Source organism: Treponema sp. OMZ 857 (assembly GCF_024181085.1).
In the GTDB taxonomy this organism is placed as follows: domain Bacteria; phylum Spirochaetota; class Spirochaetia; order Treponematales; family Treponemataceae; genus Treponema.
Genome location: NZ_CP051147.1, coordinates 1,332,305 through 1,350,456, shown reverse-complemented (window position 1 = coordinate 1,350,456; position 18,152 = coordinate 1,332,305). Strand labels below are relative to the sequence as shown.

Genomic DNA, 18,152 nt, shown 5'->3' with positions numbered 1-18,152 from the left:
CTATAGCATATTATGAGGGCTTCCGCAATCAATATGCCCTTGCCGAACACAGCATCGTGAAATCCCCCTCCGCTATGACTGCGGGGCGTTTTATGATACACTCATCTCCATGACACAGCATACACAAGATACGCTCTACCTGCTTGATTCCTACGGCTTAATTTACCGCTCTTACTTCGCTTTTGTCAGCCATCCGTTGACCAATAAGGCGGGCGAAAACGTTTCCGCTCTTTACGGCTTTTTTAGAAGTCTTGCGATGATTTTAAAAACATACCGGCCGCAGTATTTTCTTGCAGCCTTCGATTCCCGCACGCCGACCTTTCGGCACGAATGGTACCCCGAATACAAAGCAACCCGCGACAAGACGCCGGAAGATTTGCACACGCAGATTCCGCATATCGAAAAAATATTGACAACGCTTGGTATCGCCTGCCTCCGCAAAGACGGTTTTGAGGCTGATGATATTATCGCAACCCTTGCCTGCCGCGCTGCACAAGAAGGCCGCCGCTGTGTTATCATCTCCGGAGATAAAGACTTAGCGCAGCTTGTAGGAGAGTTTGTTTCGGTGCTTAAACCCGATAAGAGTGAAGCCTTGGCGCACTGCGGCATCGAAGAGGTTAAGGAGCATTGGGGGGTTGCACCTGCACAGATGCTCGATTATCTTTCACTCATCGGCGATGCTTCGGACAATATCCCCGGAGTAAAGGGCATCGGCCCCAAAACGGCTGTAAAGCTTTTGCAGGATTACGGTACGCTCGACGCTGTGTATGAACATATCGATTCCATTGCGGGAGCCGTACAAAAGAAATTGGCTGCCGGAAAAGAGAGCGTCTATTTTTCAAAAAAACTGATAACGCTTGCCACCGATATTCCCATCGAAGGCTCGATCGAGGATTACCGCTGCGATGCGCTGCACTACACGGAGGCGGCTGCGCTGCTGAAAGAATATGAGCTGCCGCGCCTTGGCGAACTGTATACAAAGGCCGCCGAAGAAGCAGGCACAGCCGGTGCAGCTGCCGCGCCGAATACCGCAGCAACCGGCGGGTCAGCGGATGACAGTTCGGCAGAGAACGGTTCCGGTACAGGCGATGCGATTTCCCGCAGCAAAGCAGCCTCGTCCGCCAATACCGACACGAAAGCGGCAGTGGGTAATGCGGGTGCAAAACCGATGGGCGACGCTGACGGCATACCGGAAGCCGGTACCGGTACAACACCGGCGGAACTCCGTAAAAATACCGGCGAGTACCGCACTGTAACGAATGCAGAAGAACTCGAAGCGGTTATTGCAGCAGCCGAAGCGCAGGGCTTTGCTGCCTTTGACTGCGAAACCACCGGCCTCAATCCGCTGTACGACTCCCTTGTCGGATTTTCGCTCAGCTTAAAAGCCGGTACCGGTATCTACGTACCGCTCAAAGTGCCGGCGCCTGAATTGGGTGAACAGCCCTTCGCCGTGATGCCCCTTGCCGCCGCAAAGGAACTACTCGCGCGGCTCTGGAGCAACGAATCACTCACTCTGATACTGCACAACGGCAAATTCGACTATCAGGTGCTGCGGACGGCAAAGATTTTTACCCGCGCCGGCTGCCGCCTCTTCGATACGATGATAGCGGCATGGCTGCTCGAACCTGATAACCTCAGTTTCGGGCTGGAGAACCTTGCCGAAGCGCAGCTCGGCTTGCAGGGCATTAACTATAAAGACGTCGTGCCCAAGGGGCATACCTTTGCGGCGGTGCCCCTTCCTCAAGCGACCGAATATGCAGCGGAGGATGCAGACCTCACCTTGCAATTATATCATATATATAAGCCCGCCTTGGAACAGGCAAACCTCACCGCTCTTTTTGAAACGCTTGAAATGCCGCTGATGCCGCTCCTTGCGGATATGGAAGCGCAGGGTATCTTCCTTAAAAAAGAAGAGCTAGCCGCGTTTTCGGAAGAATTGGCGGATACGCTTGCACGGGACGAAGCGGAAATTTACAAGCTGGTCGGCCATCCCTTTAACATCGCCTCCCCTAAGCAGCTGCAGGAAGTGCTGTTCACCGAACGGAAGCTGCCGACCGGTAAAAAAACAAAGACAGGCTACTCTACGGATATTTCCGTGCTTGAGGAGCTTGCCGCCATCGATGAGCTCCCGGCAAAAATTCTCGATTACCGCGCCTCCGCAAAACTGAAATCGGGCTATGCCGATGCGCTGCCCCTGCTTGCCGATACACACGGGCGGATACACACCAGCTTTATTCAAACGGGGACTGCGACGGGGAGACTTTCGAGCCGCGATCCGAACTTGCAGAATATTCCGATCAGAGGAGAAGAAGGGCGCAAAATCCGCAAGGCATTCTACGCAGCGGACGGCTGTAAACTGATTTCCGCCGACTATGCACAGATCGAGCTGGTTATCCTCGCTCATTTTTCGCAGGATGAAAATTTAGTAAAGGCATTCCGGCACGGAACCGATGTCCACGCGGCGACGGCTGCGCTCATCTTTAATGTGCCAGTCGAGAACGTTGTCCCTGATATGCGCCGCATTGCAAAGGTGATTAACTTCGGGGTGATGTACGGTATGAGCGCATTCAGGCTCGCCAATCAACTGCGCATCTCCCGCACCGAGGCGGCCGAATTTATTACCCGCTATTTTACCACCTATTCGGGAGTATCCGCCTTTATGGAAACGCTCAAAGAGTCGGCCGCAGAAAAAGGCTTTGTGGAAACACTGATGGGTAGACGGCGGTATATCAACGCTATCAACAGCCGGAATCAAGTGCAGCGCGCGGCAGCGGAACGGATTGCCATCAACACGCCTATCCAAGGCTCCGCCGCCGATATCGTCAAAACGGCAATGCTGCGTGTAGACCGTGCACTAAAACAACAGCAGCTAAAGGCGCGCCTCCTGTTACAGGTACACGATGAGCTCATCCTCGAAGCGCCCGATGCAGAAGTCGATACCGTCAAAGCACTGTTAAAACAAGAGATGGAACACGTCGTCGAACTTGCCGTTCCGCTCCGTGTCAGCATCGAAGCGGGCAGCTGCTGGGGAGATTTCCACTAAGCAGGAAACAATATTGGGAACCTCTAAAAGCTGGAGTTTTTAAAAGCGCCTATCATTTTTTCGTAGATAAAAGCCCGCCTGTCCCCGAACCATGCAAACCCGTCTAAAACCTGTGTGCGGATAAAGCCTTGTTTTTCATAAATCCGGATGGCCTTATGCCAGTCTTCATGCACAAGCAGAATGATCCGCTCCAACTGCGGAAAAACGGCAGCAATGCGTTCTATAGAAGCTGCAAAAAATTTTTCGGCAATGCTTTGCCCGCGCACATCCGGCAACAATGCAAAGGAAGAAATATACAGCGCTGTTCCTGTAGACTGATGACGTTCCCGTACCGAATGCCCCAATGCAAATGCATCTGCTCCAATCTGTGAGGAATCCCACAGTTCAGCTGTAAAGTAACCGCATACCGATTGTGTATTGGTTTTAACAAGGACATAATTGCAATCTACAGCATACGTAATGCGGTCGGCAAACACACTTTCATCCTCAACGATGTTTTCTTCAAAGCTTTGCCGTTCAACCTGCATGACCGCAGCTAAATCTCCCTGCTCCGCTTTTCTTACACTATACCCTTTCAGCATCATTATATCCTCATCACCACCCTAGGATCTCTTTACGGTGCAGCAAACCTATTGCCCTAAGATTTTCTTCCGTAGATTGATGTGCATCGCTCAATTTTTTAAAATCGATAGCAAAACAATTCATCGAAAAATGCTGAAATACATAGACGGGAGCCTCGGACTTCCCGCCGTACTGCCGCCGCAATTCTTCCGCATAAGCGGTAAAAAGAGATTTCTTCCGTAATTCGCCGTATCCTACCAGCCAGAGCGGACAACCGAGCACTCGTTGCAGGGCTGCGGTATTGGCAGCAAGCCATTCTTGCGTTTCCTCAAAAAGATTGCGGAATTGTTCGCCGCCGTGCTTGAGCAGGTAATTAAGCTCCTTTGTCTTTGCCGTATGAACGGGAGTTTTATTAAGAATAATGACTTCACGTCTAAAATCAATAGCGAGTTCGGGATTGCGGCGGAAAAAACCTTCTGCAACCTTCCCCGACTGCCCTACCAGATAGCGTTGATTTTTATGCAGCTGCTCGTTTTTTCCCGGATTATCGCTGATGATGATCAGCTTTATCCTATCTGAGGCTAGCACTTCGTCTAAGCTATGGTTATACACAATGGGTGTTTCTTGCGGGTAAGCGGGAGTCTTGTTATCAGCTGCAGCAGCCTGCTGTAATAGATGCAGCTTTCCGCGGTTCGCCGACCTTTCTACCGATGACGTTGTTTCATCAGGTGCTGAATATTCATAGCCGCACCGGTTAAGCCATTGCCGGCATACCGCTTTAAAGTCGGTTCTAAATATGGAAAAAGCCTGCCATTCTCTATCGGTCATCGGATTACGGAGTTTTTATTTGAGAGAAAATTTTTCTGAACACATTACTGCTCAATTTTTTCTTGAGGAAACCCAGCTTGGTTTCGGAAATGACAATAGCAATAAAGATGAAAACGCAGCCTATCAGCAGTGAAGCTGTTACCCTCTCATGCCAGAACGCAATGGCGAGGATAATACCGAATACCGATTCAAGGGAGAATATGAGCGCAGCCGTCGATGCAACAACTTCCCGTTGACCGATCGCCTGCAAGATATTAGTCAGAGACATACAAATAACGCCTAAATAAAGAGCGGCGAAAATAGACTGCCCGTTCCAGACGATTCGAGTGCTGTCTTCAAAAAAATAAGTATACAAACCTGCATAAATGACACCGAAAAAAAGATTCCCGATTGTAAGCAAAATCGGATCCATGGTATCAACATACCGGCCAAGGTACACGAGGTAGGCGGCAAAAATCACACTGCCTATCAAGGCAAGAAAATCACCGAGATTTAAACCGACATTGGAAGTTTTCAGAAGATCAGGCATCGAAATAAAACCGATACCGACCAGACAGAGAACAGCCGCAATAATATTATAGACATTCGGTTTTCTTTTCCATACAAACCATGCAATAAACGGAGTGATAACGCAATAGGTGGCAACCAAGAAACCGCACCGCCCAGGAGGACAACCGGCAGCAATAGAAAGATTTTGCATCAAATAGCCGATAGTCATGAGGAGACCAAGGAAGGCGCAAACAATGATGTACGAACGGGACAAGTGTTTTAACCGTTTGATAAAAACGAACAGCAACACAACGCCTCCGACGGCACACCGCATAAAGACCAAAAAAGCAGGAGGAAAATAGTCATTCGTACTGCTGATAGCGACAAAGGTCGTTCCCCAAAACATTGCCGCAACAAGAAGCGCAATATATGCACTGATCTCTTTTTTTGTAAGTTTACTCATAGGTTAATCCAGCCAATAGACTTTATCGGGAGCTTGTTCTCGTAAAAAAATTTTCCGATACCGCTGCGAATGCTCCACCCGTACGTCATCGGGAAAATACACATTATGCAAAAACCATACGGTATCCAAAAGATCTCCGAAAGAATCCGAACAGGAATACCGGTAGTACAGCGGCGACTCTTCAAGCAGCGCACGTATCGCGAGGTCATGAGTATGATACGGATCGACTGCTTGCCGCAAATTACTCCGTAAGCCTCCATACCATGCATGCGTAATCGCCAGTAAATTGAGCCGTTTATGGGTATCCATATAATACAGCTCGTACATACCGGCGATGGCAGGAACAGACGTTGTTATCTTATATTTATCCGCACGTGTTAAAGCTGTCCACGTCAGAGTATAATAGACATCGTTTTTGTCGTCTTCTTCTTTTATGATAATCGGTTTTAATTCAAGCATACTCTCAAGCTACTATAGCATATTCCGCATCAATTGACTAGCAAGGGGATGTCCCAAAAGTTGGTTGCTTTCGGGACATCCCCGTCGAGTTTAAAATTAAGTCTTTATACAGTAATGACTTAATTTTAAACGTCGCATCTAAATCTAAGGAAACTGTCCAAAAACTGAAGTTTTTGGACAGCCCCAAACATACCGGACAGTTTTTTGTTTGACAGAGACGTAATTTGGCGATATACTTTTCCTTATAGGATAATTTTTAGGAGGCCTTAATGGCAAAAGTTGAATTGAAAGGTATCGGCAAGGTTTACGATGGAAACGTCCGTGCAGTAGAAAATGCCAATATCGTTATCGAAGATCAGGAATTTGTTGTATTCGTCGGACCGTCCGGCTGCGGTAAATCGACGACACTCCGCATGGTAGCCGGGCTTGAAGAAATCAGCGAAGGCGACCTGTACATAGACGGCGAACGTATGAATGACATTCCGCCGAAAGACCGTAACATTGCAATGGTTTTCCAAAACTACGCACTATATCCGCACATGACTGTCTATGACAACATGGCATTCGGATTAAAGATACGGAAAGTTGATAAACAAGAAATTGAGCGCCGCGTGCATGAAGCCGCCCGTATTCTCGACATTGAAAAACTGCTCGACCGTAAACCGAAAGCTCTTTCGGGCGGACAGCGCCAGCGTGTCGCAGTAGGGCGCGCTATTGTCCGTAACCCCAAGGTATTCTTATTTGACGAACCGCTTTCCAACCTCGATGCAAAACTCCGTGTTCAGATGCGCGCCGAAATTTCCGACTTGCACAACCGCTTAAAAGCTACGATGATCTATGTTACACACGATCAGGTCGAAGCAATGACCATGGGCGATAAAATCGTTGTCATGAAAGACGGAAAGGTACAGCAAATCGGCTCGCCGCTCTACCTCTATAATCATCCGGTAAATAAATTCGTAGCAGGCTTTATCGGTTCGCCGCCTATGAACTTCTTAAATGTTAAGGTAATAGAAAAAGACGGAAGTATTGCTATTGATGAAGGGACATTCGTATTGCATCCTACTGAAGATCAGCAAAGACACTTAAAGAAGTATGTCGGTAAAAACGTATTCTTCGGTATTCGGCCGGAAGATTTACAACTGGTTGCAGAAAGCGATGATGCTAAAAACAGCATGGCACTCAAGATCACCGTTAAAGAACCGCTCGGAGCGGAAACACACCTCTATCTCGCGTCAAAGAACCAGCAGGTCATTGCCCGTACATTCAACACCGTCGAAGCGGGAATCGGAGAATTGCTTCACTTTGTTCCGAATATGGAAAAAGCACGTTTCTTCGATAATGAAACGGAAGCAAATATCTGCGAGGACGTTCAAAAGCAATAAAAGGCTGCATACGCCGGTCTACCCGGCTTGCTAAATAGCCTTGCAAAGTTTTTGAGATAAAGCGCCGGAACATTCCGTTCCGGCGCTTTTTTTGATTTCTTCAGCACCCATCTTCAGTTTCTGATGCAAAGCGCTGCAATAGCGTTGTTACCCATAGCTTGCGGATTTTTCCCCAGCATGATAGTATGCAGCCCATACATTTATGATAAAGAAAAGATTAATTACGTTTTTGGCGCACTCGAAGCGCTATGTCTATTTAAATGTTTTGTGGCAGTGGATCGCCCTTGTCTCGCAGATTGCGGCGGTGTTTTTTATCGGGCGTCTTTTGGAAGCTTTATTCAAGGGGACGATTACCTCAAAAGAGATGATGACGGCATGCGCTGTTTTTATAGCGGCGCTTGCGGTTCGGGCTGTCGCAACAAAATGTGCAACCCGCTATGCCTTTCTTGCCGGTCGGGACGTTAAAACCACCTTGCGGGATGCCCTCTACGCAAAACTGCTGAAACTCGGCGCCGCCTATCGGGATAGCATCGCTACTTCGGAAGTAGTGCAGCTTGCATCCGAGGGGATCGAACAGCTTGAAGTATACTTCGGCAGATACCTGCCTCAGTTTTTCTACAGTCTCCTTGCGCCGCTCACCCTTTTTGCGGTGTTGGTGCCGGTCAGTTTTAAGGCGGCGGTCATTCTCCTCGCTTGTGTTCCCCTGATACCGATTTCTATTGTCGCCGTGCAAAAAATCGCCAAGCGGCTGCTCAGTAAATACTGGGGCGCTTATGCGGGACTCGGCGACAGCTTTTTGGAAAACCTTCAAGGGCTGACAACGCTGAAAATATATCAGGCGGATGAAGTAAAAGCCGAGGAGATGGACAAAGAAGCGGAACATTTCCGGCGTATCACGATGAAGGTGCTCAGTATGCAGCTCAACTCCATTACCGTTATGGATGTGGTTGCCTACGGAGGAGCAGCCGCAGGTATCATCACTGCAGCATATCAATTTGCCGCAGGAAATATTTCGCTCGCGGCGGCATTCAGCATCATTCTCTTGTCGGCGGAGTTTTTTATCCCGCTTAGACTGCTCGGCTCTTTTTTCCATATTGCAATGAACGGTATGGCCGCCTCGGATAAACTTTTCTACATCCTCGACTTACCCGAACCTGCGGAAGCGTCCGGCTCCATCGACAGCGCCGCCGGCATCACCGTTCAAGACATCTCGTTCTCTTATACCGAACAACGCGCTATTCTTACAGACATCAACCTAACCATTCCGCACGGTTCATTTATCGCCCTTGCAGGGGAATCCGGATGCGGCAAGAGCACGATTGCGGCGCTCCTTTCCGGTAAGCATAAAAACTATGCGGGGCGCATCCTGTTCGGTGCAGATGAACTGAAAACCATCGATGAATGCCGTATCATGCGGCATATCGCAGTCGTAAAACACAATGCATATCTTTTTAAAGGAACCGTTAGGGATAACTTACGAATTGCAAAACCGGATGCTTCGGCGGAAGAAATGACTGCCGCGCTCAAAAAAGTAAACCTCGCCGATTTCTTAGATACGCAAAAGGGCTTGGATACCGAGCTGCAGGAAGGCGGTATGAATTTTTCCGGCGGACAGCGGCAGCGGCTTGCATTGGCACGCGCCCTCCTTTTTGACAGCCCCGTCTATATTTTTGACGAAGCGACCTCCAATATCGACATCGAAAGCGAAGAGCGGATATTACAGGTCATCCATGAACTGAAACAGACCAAGACGGTGCTGCTTATTTCGCACCGATTGGCAAACAGCGTAGATACCGACTGTATCTACTTTATGGAACACGGACGGATTACCGAAAAAGGTACTCATAACGAATTGATGGCGTTAAACGGCCGCTATTGCGCGTTGTATAAGAGCCAGTCGGAGCTGGAACAGTATGGCGGTACCGCCCATACTCAAGCAGTGCAGGAGGAGCGATAAATGAATACATCAAAACGCAGAAGCGCCCTTTCCATTATGGGCTCGTTGATCACCCTTGTCCGCCCGCTCCTTCCCGTTATGGTAATTGCGATTACCGCCGGAGTGCTCGGATTTTTATGCGCGATCTTTATCACCATCCTCGGCGGCGAAGCAATTATCGCGGCGCTCCCTACCCATATATCAGCCGGAACGCCCCTCTTGGGACTCAATCTGAAGCACATCGTGATGATATTGATCATCCTTGCAATTCTGCGGGGAGCGCTCCGCTACGGAGAGCAATACTGCAATCACTATATTGCGTTTAAGCTTTTAGCCATTATCCGGCATAAGGTATTCAGCGTATTACGGAAACTCGCGCCCGCAAAACTTGAAGGCAAAGACAAGGGGAATTTGATTTCCCTGATTACTACCGACATCGAGCTGTTGGAAGTGTTCTATGCCCATACCATTTCCCCCATCATTATTGCAGCAGTAACATCCCTTTGTATGCTACTCTTTCTCGGCAGCCGCAGTCTCATCGCGGTACCGGTCGCACTCGCAGGGTATATTACAATCGGCGTGATTATTCCGCTGCGCAACGGCAAGCGGACAAGCGAACAGGGACTTGCTTTTAGAACCGAGTTCGGAAACTTGAATAGCTTTGTCCTTGAATCCCTGCGTGGCTTGGAAGAAATTATCCAATACGGAGCGGGAGAGCGTATCCGTACCGAACTGCGGCGGCGTTCGGAAAGTCTTGGACAAAACGGGGAATATTTAAGCGTACAAGAAGCACGGCAGCGTATTTCGACGAATACGGCTATTCTCTTTTTTACCTTTGCACAGCTTTTTCTTTCTATTGTACTCTTTCAACAAGGAAGCATCGACTTTGCTGCCGCCGTAGGAATAACACTCGGCATGAGCGCCTCTTTCGGCCCCGTGCTTGCCCTTGCGCAGCTTTCCAACAATTTACACCAAACGCTTGCAAGCGGCGACCGTATCTTGAGCCTGTTGGAAGAACAGCCGCTCGTAGAAGAAATCCCTGCTGACGGCAAACCGCGTTCATTTGAAGGCGCTGCGGCCGATCATATTGATTTCAGCTACGGCAATGAACAGATATTGCACGATTACAGCGCGGTGATTCAAAAAGATACGATTACCGGCATACACGGTGCAAGCGGTTCGGGCAAGTCTACCCTGCTTAAACTCCTGATGCGGTTTTGGGAAGTGCAAAAAGGCGCGATACGCATCTCCGGAGAAGACATAAAAACTGTACCGACCGGAGCACTGCGGGCGATGGAATCCTGCGTTACGCAGGAAAGTCAGCTCTTCAAAGGAACTATTGCCGACAATATCAAAATCGGTAAGTTGGATGCGTCGGAAGAAGCAGTTATCGCGGCGGCACAAAAAGCATCAATCCACGACTTTATTACCACCCTTCCCGATGGCTATAATACACCGGTCGGAGAATTCGGCGACACCCTTTCGGGCGGAGAAAAGCAGCGTATCGGACTTGCCCGTGCATTTTTGCACGATGCCCCGTTCCTCCTCCTCGACGAACCCACCAGCAATTTGGATGCCCTTAACGAGCGTATCATCCTTAAATCGCTCAAGGAATCCGGCGCCGGAAAGACGGTTGTGCTCGTTTCGCACCGTAAGTCAACGCTGAATATCGCCGACACGGTTATCAATATCAAGACAACCGCATCAGACGTTTTTTAACCATTAGAATATCGCATTTCAAGGCAACCTGTTCTGAAACGGACGTTTCCGAACAGGTATTTCTATCCTATTTTTGCGTGAGGCTGAAAACACCGTCCCAGTTATCCGCAGGAGGCTTTTGGATAAAGGCCTCGCACTTACGCAGATAGGCATCGGAGGGGCCGTCATCAGGCCGTTCTTCACACAATGCCGTAAAGAGGCGGGCGGCTTCTTTCCAATCCCGCCGGTCGAACACACAATGAGCTTCTTCAAAACGGCGTAAAAAGTCGAGCGTTGCCGAATCGACAGCATCCTTTAATTCGACCAGCTCCCACAGCTGCACCGGCGTATTGATACCGACAACACGCACGCGGTCGAAGCGGCGGGTAATAAATTCGTCGCCGATTTCATTTTTCGTCATATCGGAAATCAAAAGCCATGAACCGTACTGTTTGTTTACCCCTTCCAAACGGGCGGCGAGGTTGACCGCGTTACCCATAATCGTATAGTCCATCTTCCGTTCGGTGCCCATGTTCCCGACAACCATATCGCCGGTGTTAATCCCGATGCGGGTTAAAAGTGGATTGGGGCTCATACCTTCCCGCATGAAAAGCTCGTTCATCTCAACCTCTTTCCGTCTCATCAGCACTGCAGCACGGCACGCGAGGCGGGCATGTTCTTTATAATCAACCGGAGCGCCGAAGAACGAGATAATGGCATCGCCTTCATACTTATCGATAGTACCGCGCTGTTCCAAGATAATATCGCTCATACCGGAAAGATAGATATTCAACAGCTTAACCAACTGTTCGGCATCGAGCGCTTCGCTTATCGTGGAAAAGCCCTTAACATCGGTAAACATTGCGGTAATCCATTTTTTCTGCCCGCCGAGCTTGAGCATGGAAGGATCTTCTATTATCTCATTGATAACATCGCTCGAAAGGTAGGTACCGAACGCTTTACGGAGAAAGCTTTTTTCGCGCTCACTGAGAATGAACGAAACCATCGAGTACGTTAAGAACGATACGAAAAGCGCCAATACCGGTGAAATGATAAAGATATAAACACCGGTAAAGCTGAATATGAGCTGATTCACAATCAGCACCACAGCAGACAGCACAACCCCCAAAATAATCTGAACGATGGTACTAAACGGACGGATGATAAAAATGATCCCGAAAGAAAAAACAATCGCCAACAGAGCCGACACCCAAACCGGCGCTTGCCGTAAAAAATCCCGCTGCAAAATAGTATTGGCAACGGCAGCATGCGTACCGACATTCACATATTCACTGTGAAATGGATTAACGCCGATATCGGTCGTACCAGTGCTTGACCATCCGATAATACAAAAAGCGTCTTTCAGTTTAGCGGCAAGCGCCGTTTCAAGCTCCGTATGCCGGGTATAAGATGCGGAGGCATTTGCATAGAGCATTTCAAAATCGGCTTTTACCTGATCGTACAGTTCCGCATCCTCAGGATTTCCTGCCTGTTTTGCCTCGTCGAACAAGCGCGCTACCGATGTACCGTAGTCCGTTTCAAAAAAGCTTTTTACGGTATCCCAATAAGCCTGCACAGCGGTAAGCCACGCCGCTTTATCCTGTGCATCCCCCGATTCCAGAGCAGTACGGCGCAGTTCTTCGCTTTCACCCCACAGCTGCATACACATATCAATCGGCGCGTAGCCGGGGCCGAGATTCCACCCTTGGTTCGCCCGTAACAAGCGTAAACTGCTTGCCGTTTTTTCTCCGCTTTCGGCATAATCGATCAATAGATAAAAAGGAATATGCGTAAAACTGTTTTGATAATTCTTTTTGGGCCAGCGGATCAGCATCATACCGCTTGAATCAAGCGGTATTGAAACATTTTGCGCTTTATCGCCATACACGGCGCCGGCCAATGTAACGCGGTTTTTATCGATGACAACTTCAGGAGAACCCAGTTTCTGCAACAGCGGAGAAAAGGCAAGCTGCATAAACACCGTGCCGTCGATATTATCCGTCAACCGGATACGCCGCCTTACACCGTCGCTATCGATATGCACATTCGTAAAGCCCGCTCCTGCCGCCATACGGCTGATTTCCGGTATCGGTACCAACGCGCTGTGCCGCCCATCCGATAAAGGGGCGTTCACTTTGAGCGTAGGATAGATAAAACGTTCCTGCGCAATTGCGTATAAGTCTTCCGTACCCTCACTCGGAGGATCGTCCTGCATATTAACCGTAATAAACGACGATCCGAATAGCCTCATTGCCTGTCCTAAATAGCTGTCGTTCTCTATCGCGACCTGTTTCGTATGCCGGTAGAGAGTATCCCGCGATTGATCGATTAAATCTACCAATTCGCTCCCGTATATACCCGCCTCAGGCAGCGTAATTTGGTTATTGGCAAGCGCTGCAAAAATATCCTGTACATTTGCGCCGATCTCCTCAAAAGAAGCGGCAAACTCCGACTTTAAGGTACCGTTTAAATAAGTAAAATCCACACTCATCGGACTTTTATCGATATACTCAATATCGAAGACCGCAAATTCGGCGCCGAGCTGCGTCAATGCCTCCAAGCCTTTTGCAATCGTGTTACGGGGCCACGGATATAAGCCCACTTTTTCGATGGACACATCATCGATATCCAGCAGCACGATAGAAGAATCTTCTTTAACATCAGACTTGAATCCTAAAAAGAAATCATACAGCCGATTTTCAACACCTATCCAAAACGGAAACAGGTACACTCCGGCACTCAGTAACCCGATAATGCACGGTATAACAATTGAAGGCCACGATGTTTTTTTCTTCACTCTTTACTCCCTATTAAATCTATAGTAAGATATGTACGTGAGTTATACAATGGGAAGATGCTAAAAACTTTATTTTTTATTAAAGGGGGGACAGAATGAAACGCACTTTATGTATTACCGTTGCGGTTTTGATTACTATCGCGGCATCATTCGGTCAAGCGGCTGAAAAGGTCGATACAATCTTAGAGACTGAAAAAGCAACCTTCGGTCAGGCTGCCTATCTGATACAGACAGCCTTGAATGAGGGTGCAGACACGCTTGATTTTGAAACGGCCTTTGACCGCTTCAAAAGCGAAAATCAAAATGTAATACGGGATTCGGTTACGGCAGGCGATGTAATACCGGTCAAAACCTATGCCTTTTTATTGATGAAGGCTTTCAATATAAAAGGAGGCTTAATGTACCGCATCTATCCCTGCCCTCGATATGCATATCGTGAGCTGCGGTACCTCGCAGTTATCCAAGGTAATAGCGATCCCGATGCACCGATGACGGGATCTACCATGCTCCAAATACTCGGACGCATCGATACGGTACAAGGCGGTGAACAATGAAACGTATACTAACCTTTCTCATTATCGCAGGCGGTATTACCATGTATGCTGCCGCATTGGATTTCGGTGTCAACCTGTCCAATAGTACCGAGTTAAACGGTACCAATAAAACTTTTAACATATCACAGGCAAATGCAGCGGAAGTCTTCGTCACATTCCCTGTAAAGGATTTTTCATCGATATATATTTCCGGGGAAGCCCGGTTTTCAGGTGATTTCCCTATTAATCCTAAGGGAGCGGCTCAGTTACTTCCCATCCACCAAGCATTTAGACTGAAAAGAACGGATTGGTCGGGCAATAAGATCTTTAATGCGATCGGCTTGCAATGGTCAGTCGGACGTACTTCATTCAACGATTATTCAAATAAAATTTTGAGCGGTTTATTCGATGGAGGCAAAATCGGTCTTACCATCAAGAATGTTGATATTGCTTTTGCACTCGGCTATACGGGACTTACCTATAAAACCGATGCACAAATCAAAATAGATTTGGATGATGAAGACCGTTTGAATGATAACAGTAAGGTACTTGCCCCTCAACGGTTGTTCTTCCTTCTTTCGGCCTCTTTCCAAGAGGTTATTCCTTCACATACAATAGGAATCGATGCCCTTGCTCAATTTGATCTACTTAAACTAACCGGAAGGACACACACGCAATACTTCATGCCGTATATTCATGGACGGATAGGCAGGAATATTAATTGGCAATACTGGATAGCCCTCCAATTGGGAGAAGCTTCAAAATTTACTTACTCGCTTGCATCGGGACTTGCAGTGCAATATTTTAATCCCAATTGGCGTTATTTTACGGTAACCGGTAAGCTCAACTGGGCTGCAGGAAACTATGACGGTACAGGACCGATGCGTCGATTTGCACCTATTACAGACACAAAACAAACAGTTGTTGCTAATGGGTCGATCAGCTCGTTCAGCAATACGCTTACGGGAGGTCTTACGGTAAACGCTCGCCCGATACAAGGTCTTTTAACGGAATTGTCATATCTACTGCTGACTTCTCCGAACACCGTACAAAAACCTACTTATGTCGGATCCGAGTTATCGGCGAAAGTAGTGTATCAATTCCATAATGATTTTGATGCATCATTCACCGGAGGCATATTTATACCAAATCCGAAAGTTATCACGGCGTATAATCTGCGCTGGCTAACTGAACTGACATTTACCGTAAAACTATAGGGAACCGCTAAAACCGGAAGTTTTTAAAACTTCCCTATAGCACTCAATTTTAGGAGGTGTACTATGAAAAGATATCTAGGAATTTTACTGCTCTGCACAGCGGGAATTTTTTCTGCTGCAGCAGCAAATCTGACGGCAACCGTCACCGAAATTGCCGGAAAAGTTGAATGCAAACACCCCGGAAAAGATTGGAAAGCCGCAAAAGTAGGCGATGTTTTACCGGCCGGTTCTCTTATCTCTACCGGCTTTAAGAGTACCGCTATTCTTAAAACGGAATCGGCAGTGCTGACGGTAAAACCTGTTACCCGCTTATCGCTTGAAGAGCTGATAAAATCCGAAGGAACAACAAAAACGCAGATGTTTTTGATGGCCGGACGGGTTAAGGCAGAAGTTACACCGAAAGAAGGTGAAAAAGCGGAGTTTAAGGTTAAGAGTCCGACTGCAACCGCTTCCGTACGCGGTACCGGATTTGAATTCGACGGACATAACTTATTCGTAGACCATGGAGCCGTTCAGTTTGAATCGGGTATCGGTGTCGGAATACCGAAAATGGTTGCCTCCGGCGAATTCAGTACCTTGAGTTCCGCAGGTACCGTAACCGCTCCTGTAGCTGTCGCAACTGACACTTCGGATAACCGGTTACAAGCAGCTGCTGCCCATACCGCATCCGATATTGAGGCAGGGGATAACCGGCAAGGTATAGCCAAGCCTATCAGCGCAGAAGACCGTCCCGGACATACCCATGTCATCGTCGGCTGGGACGACTAACTCTTTTTAATCCATAACCGGCAGCCGCTCCCTCCCATCTCCCACAACCGGTGAGGGATAGGATGCCGGTTTTTAATTCAAAAATACACCGTATTCAGTCTATATCGATCGTAATTAGGAAACTATGGATATCAAAATTATCTGTGCGGATATAACGACACTTAAAGTAGATGCAATTGTCAATGCAGCAAATACCACCTTGCTCGGCGGCGGAGGTGTTGACGGAGCTATTCACCGTGCCGCAGGCCCCGAATTATTGGAAGAATGCCGCGCACTCAAAGGGTGTAAAACAGGACAGGCAAAAATTACACGCGGATATAAGCTCCCTGCAGAATACGTTATCCATACTCCCGGGCCGATATACGAAGACGGTAAACACGGAGAGCCGGAACTGCTCGCAAGCTGTTACCGGAACTCACTCATTCTTGCCGCAGACTTTCACTGTGAAACGATTGCGTTTCCCTGTATCAGTGCAGGCGTATACGGCTATCCTATGGAAGAGGCGGCACTAATAGCTCTTTCCACCGTTTATACCTACTTAACGGAAACAAAGGCGGATATGACCGTCTATCATGTCTGTTTTAATAAACAAGCAGAAGAACTGTATCGTACAATATTATCAAACATAATTATCAAACAGAGCGATTCAAGACAGTCAAAAAATAGTAGGCGGATACACACACGGTAATACAGGAACATGGAGAAAATAAATGGAATTTTTAATTTTTGGTCTTCCTATTGTAGCATTAATTTGGCTGATAAGTGCTATAATACAATTTTGCAGGACAAATAAAGAAAATATTGAGAAAAGAAAAGCCTTAAAAAAAGAAATTATAATTTGTTCAATAATTATTGTAGCATGGATTGTGATTATTGGTGGATTTATATTTTTACTGATGAGGTCAATTGCAATCAATGGAATGTAATATGAAGAAAATTACTGTTATCCTTTTTATTATGATTTCTCTATTAGGAATGATAAGTCTCTTATATTCAGGAATACAATTTAATATTTTACATAGAAATTCAGGTATGATAGCTGTTGTAGCTGGGAGTAACGAAATCTCAACTCTTTCAATTGATTTAAAGGATTATCTTCCATTTGACAAGAACTCAAAAACAAATTATGTAAAATCAGATTTTCAAATAGATGACAACATTCCTGTACTTGATGGAGCAAGTGCGCTATATCCGGTCTTTTCTGCGATTGCATCTGCAACTTATCCTGAAAAATCAGTTTGTTTCGATGGTGAAAAGTTCACCAAAGAAAGCAAAGTTCAAATGCGAAACACGAGAGGCGCTTACAAAGCCGTTGTTGATGGCGTTGCAGATATAATTTTTTGCGCCTCACCTTCAGAAGGGCAACTATTGTATGCAAAACAAAATAATATAGAATTAGAGTTTGTTCCAATTGGCTTAGAAGCATTTGTATTTATTGAGAATATAACGAATCCTGTCAATGATTTATCAATTGAACAAATAAAAGGAATATATTCCGGTAAAATTAAAAATTGGAAAAAAGTTGGTGGAACAAATACTTTAATTGCAGCATGGCAAAGAAAAGAAGGAAGCGGCAGCCAAACCGCATTCTTAAAATTTATGAATGGAGAAAAGATACGATTAAATTCTTTAGGCATTTTCTTTGGAAGTCCTATCGGTTACTCATTTCGTTATTATGTAGAAGGAATAACACAAAATGCAAATGTAAAAATGATTTCTTTAAATGGGATTGCACCAACAAAAGAAAATATACAAAATGGCAGATATCCTCTATCTTCACACTTTTTTGCTGTTTACAGAAAGGATAACAAAAATGCAAATGTAAAAAAGCTGATAGATTGGATCCTTTCTCCTGAAGGTCAAAAAATCATTGATAACAATGGCTATGTACCGTTAAAAAATTGAAGAACGTCCGTTCAATGGGCGTTTTAAACTACAACTATCATGAACAAACCTGATACCTCTGTAAAACGAG

General features: G+C 46.9%; 15 protein-coding genes. 10 read left to right on the top strand and 5 right to left on the bottom strand.

Annotated features, from left to right (window positions below; translation table 11 throughout):
• The first annotated feature begins 109 nt into the window (after positions 1–109).
• A complete protein-coding gene (polA, locus tag E4N66_RS06190) occupies positions 110–3,043 on the top strand; it encodes a DNA polymerase I (protein ID WP_253729374.1) in 2,934 nt (977 codons plus the stop codon).
• Positions 3,044–3,066: 23 nt separating this feature from the next.
• Here polA and E4N66_RS06185 read toward each other — a convergent pair whose 3' ends face one another.
• From E4N66_RS06185 to E4N66_RS06170, 4 genes are read right to left on the bottom strand one after another with little or no spacing between them, the layout of a single operon-like run.
• Complete coding sequence (locus E4N66_RS06185; RefSeq protein WP_253729373.1) at positions 3,067–3,627, bottom strand: GNAT family N-acetyltransferase; 561 nt, start codon at positions 3,625–3,627, stop codon at positions 3,067–3,069.
• A gap of 10 nt (positions 3,628–3,637) precedes the next feature.
• Positions 3,638–4,432 (bottom strand): hypothetical protein, encoded by a 795-nt coding sequence (locus E4N66_RS06180; RefSeq protein ID WP_253729372.1) that lies wholly within the window; start codon positions 4,430–4,432, stop codon positions 3,638–3,640.
• 4 nt (positions 4,433–4,436) lie between these two features.
• Complete coding sequence (locus E4N66_RS06175; RefSeq protein WP_253729371.1) at positions 4,437–5,384, bottom strand: DMT family transporter; 948 nt, start codon at positions 5,382–5,384, stop codon at positions 4,437–4,439.
• 3 nt (positions 5,385–5,387) lie between these two features.
• Positions 5,388–5,843 (bottom strand): hypothetical protein, encoded by a 456-nt coding sequence (locus E4N66_RS06170; protein WP_253729370.1) that lies wholly within the window; start codon positions 5,841–5,843, stop codon positions 5,388–5,390.
• 269 nt (positions 5,844–6,112) lie between these two features.
• Here E4N66_RS06170 and E4N66_RS06165 point away from each other — a divergent pair, with 269 nt between their 5' ends.
• The 3 genes from E4N66_RS06165 (at position 6,113) to E4N66_RS06155 (ending at position 10,883) form a co-directional block, all read left to right on the top strand.
• Positions 6,113–7,228 (top strand): ABC transporter ATP-binding protein, encoded by a 1,116-nt coding sequence (locus E4N66_RS06165; protein ID WP_253672283.1) that lies wholly within the window; start codon positions 6,113–6,115, stop codon positions 7,226–7,228.
• Positions 7,229–7,430: 202 nt separating this feature from the next.
• On the top strand, positions 7,431–9,185 hold the full coding sequence (locus E4N66_RS06160) for an ABC transporter ATP-binding protein/permease (protein ID WP_253729369.1): 1,755 nt from the start codon (positions 7,431–7,433) through the stop codon (positions 9,183–9,185).
• Positions 9,186–10,883, top strand: a complete 1,698-nt coding sequence (locus E4N66_RS06155) for an amino acid ABC transporter ATP-binding/permease protein (protein WP_253729368.1) — start codon at positions 9,186–9,188, stop codon at positions 10,881–10,883. It begins immediately after the preceding gene.
• A gap of 67 nt (positions 10,884–10,950) precedes the next feature.
• On the opposite strand, the gene E4N66_RS06150 is transcribed toward E4N66_RS06155, so the two are convergent.
• Positions 10,951–13,659, bottom strand: a complete 2,709-nt coding sequence (locus E4N66_RS06150) for a CHASE2 domain-containing protein (protein WP_253729367.1) — start codon at positions 13,657–13,659, stop codon at positions 10,951–10,953.
• A gap of 95 nt (positions 13,660–13,754) precedes the next feature.
• Between E4N66_RS06150 and E4N66_RS06145 the strand changes: the two genes are divergently transcribed.
• The 6 genes from E4N66_RS06145 to E4N66_RS06120 all read left to right on the top strand — a co-directional run bounded on the left by E4N66_RS06145 (position 13,755) and on the right by E4N66_RS06120 (position 18,082).
• Positions 13,755–14,213: a hypothetical protein gene (locus tag E4N66_RS06145; RefSeq protein ID WP_253729366.1), complete on the top strand. Its 459-nt coding sequence runs from the start codon at positions 13,755–13,757 to the stop codon at positions 14,211–14,213.
• Positions 14,210–15,409: a hypothetical protein gene (locus E4N66_RS06140; protein WP_253729365.1), complete on the top strand. Its 1,200-nt coding sequence runs from the start codon at positions 14,210–14,212 to the stop codon at positions 15,407–15,409. Before E4N66_RS06145 ends, E4N66_RS06140 begins: the two co-directional genes overlap by 4 nt.
• 63 nt (positions 15,410–15,472) lie before the next feature.
• Complete coding sequence (locus E4N66_RS06135; RefSeq protein WP_253729364.1) at positions 15,473–16,177, top strand: FecR family protein; 705 nt, start codon at positions 15,473–15,475, stop codon at positions 16,175–16,177.
• 124 nt (positions 16,178–16,301) lie between these two features.
• Positions 16,302–16,865, top strand: a complete 564-nt coding sequence (locus E4N66_RS06130; RefSeq protein WP_052185546.1) for an O-acetyl-ADP-ribose deacetylase — start codon at positions 16,302–16,304, stop codon at positions 16,863–16,865.
• Between the two features lie 22 nt (positions 16,866–16,887).
• Positions 16,888–17,103, top strand: coding sequence for a hypothetical protein (locus tag E4N66_RS06125; protein ID WP_044016170.1), 216 nt, complete (start codon positions 16,888–16,890; stop codon positions 17,101–17,103).
• Between the two features lies 1 nt (position 17,104).
• Complete coding sequence (locus tag E4N66_RS06120; RefSeq protein ID WP_253729363.1) at positions 17,105–18,082, top strand: PstS family phosphate ABC transporter substrate-binding protein; 978 nt, start codon at positions 17,105–17,107, stop codon at positions 18,080–18,082.
• Positions 18,083–18,152: the final 70 nt, after the last annotated feature.

Coding starts and splice junctions, on each gene's coding strand:
- E4N66_RS06175 (WP_253729371.1), bottom strand. CDS start 5,384: ATGAGTAAACTTACAAAAAAAGAGATCAGTGCATATATTGCGCTTCTT.
- E4N66_RS06120 (WP_253729363.1), top strand. CDS start 17,105: ATGAAGAAAATTACTGTTATCCTTTTTATTATGATTTCTCTATTAGGA.
- E4N66_RS06140 (WP_253729365.1), top strand. CDS start 14,210: ATGAAACGTATACTAACCTTTCTCATTATCGCAGGCGGTATTACCATG.
- E4N66_RS06130 (WP_052185546.1), top strand. CDS start 16,302: ATGGATATCAAAATTATCTGTGCGGATATAACGACACTTAAAGTAGAT.
- E4N66_RS06155 (WP_253729368.1), top strand. CDS start 9,186: ATGAATACATCAAAACGCAGAAGCGCCCTTTCCATTATGGGCTCGTTG.
- E4N66_RS06170 (WP_253729370.1), bottom strand. CDS start 5,843: ATGCTTGAATTAAAACCGATTATCATAAAAGAAGAAGACGACAAAAAC.
- E4N66_RS06125 (WP_044016170.1), top strand. CDS start 16,888: ATGGAATTTTTAATTTTTGGTCTTCCTATTGTAGCATTAATTTGGCTG.
- E4N66_RS06160 (WP_253729369.1), top strand. CDS start 7,431: ATGATAAAGAAAAGATTAATTACGTTTTTGGCGCACTCGAAGCGCTAT.
- E4N66_RS06185 (WP_253729373.1), bottom strand. CDS start 3,627: ATGATGCTGAAAGGGTATAGTGTAAGAAAAGCGGAGCAGGGAGATTTA.
- E4N66_RS06165 (WP_253672283.1), top strand. CDS start 6,113: ATGGCAAAAGTTGAATTGAAAGGTATCGGCAAGGTTTACGATGGAAAC.
- E4N66_RS06135 (WP_253729364.1), top strand. CDS start 15,473: ATGAAAAGATATCTAGGAATTTTACTGCTCTGCACAGCGGGAATTTTT.
- polA (WP_253729374.1), top strand. CDS start 110: ATGACACAGCATACACAAGATACGCTCTACCTGCTTGATTCCTACGGC.
- E4N66_RS06180 (WP_253729372.1), bottom strand. CDS start 4,432: ATGACCGATAGAGAATGGCAGGCTTTTTCCATATTTAGAACCGACTTT.
- E4N66_RS06145 (WP_253729366.1), top strand. CDS start 13,755: ATGAAACGCACTTTATGTATTACCGTTGCGGTTTTGATTACTATCGCG.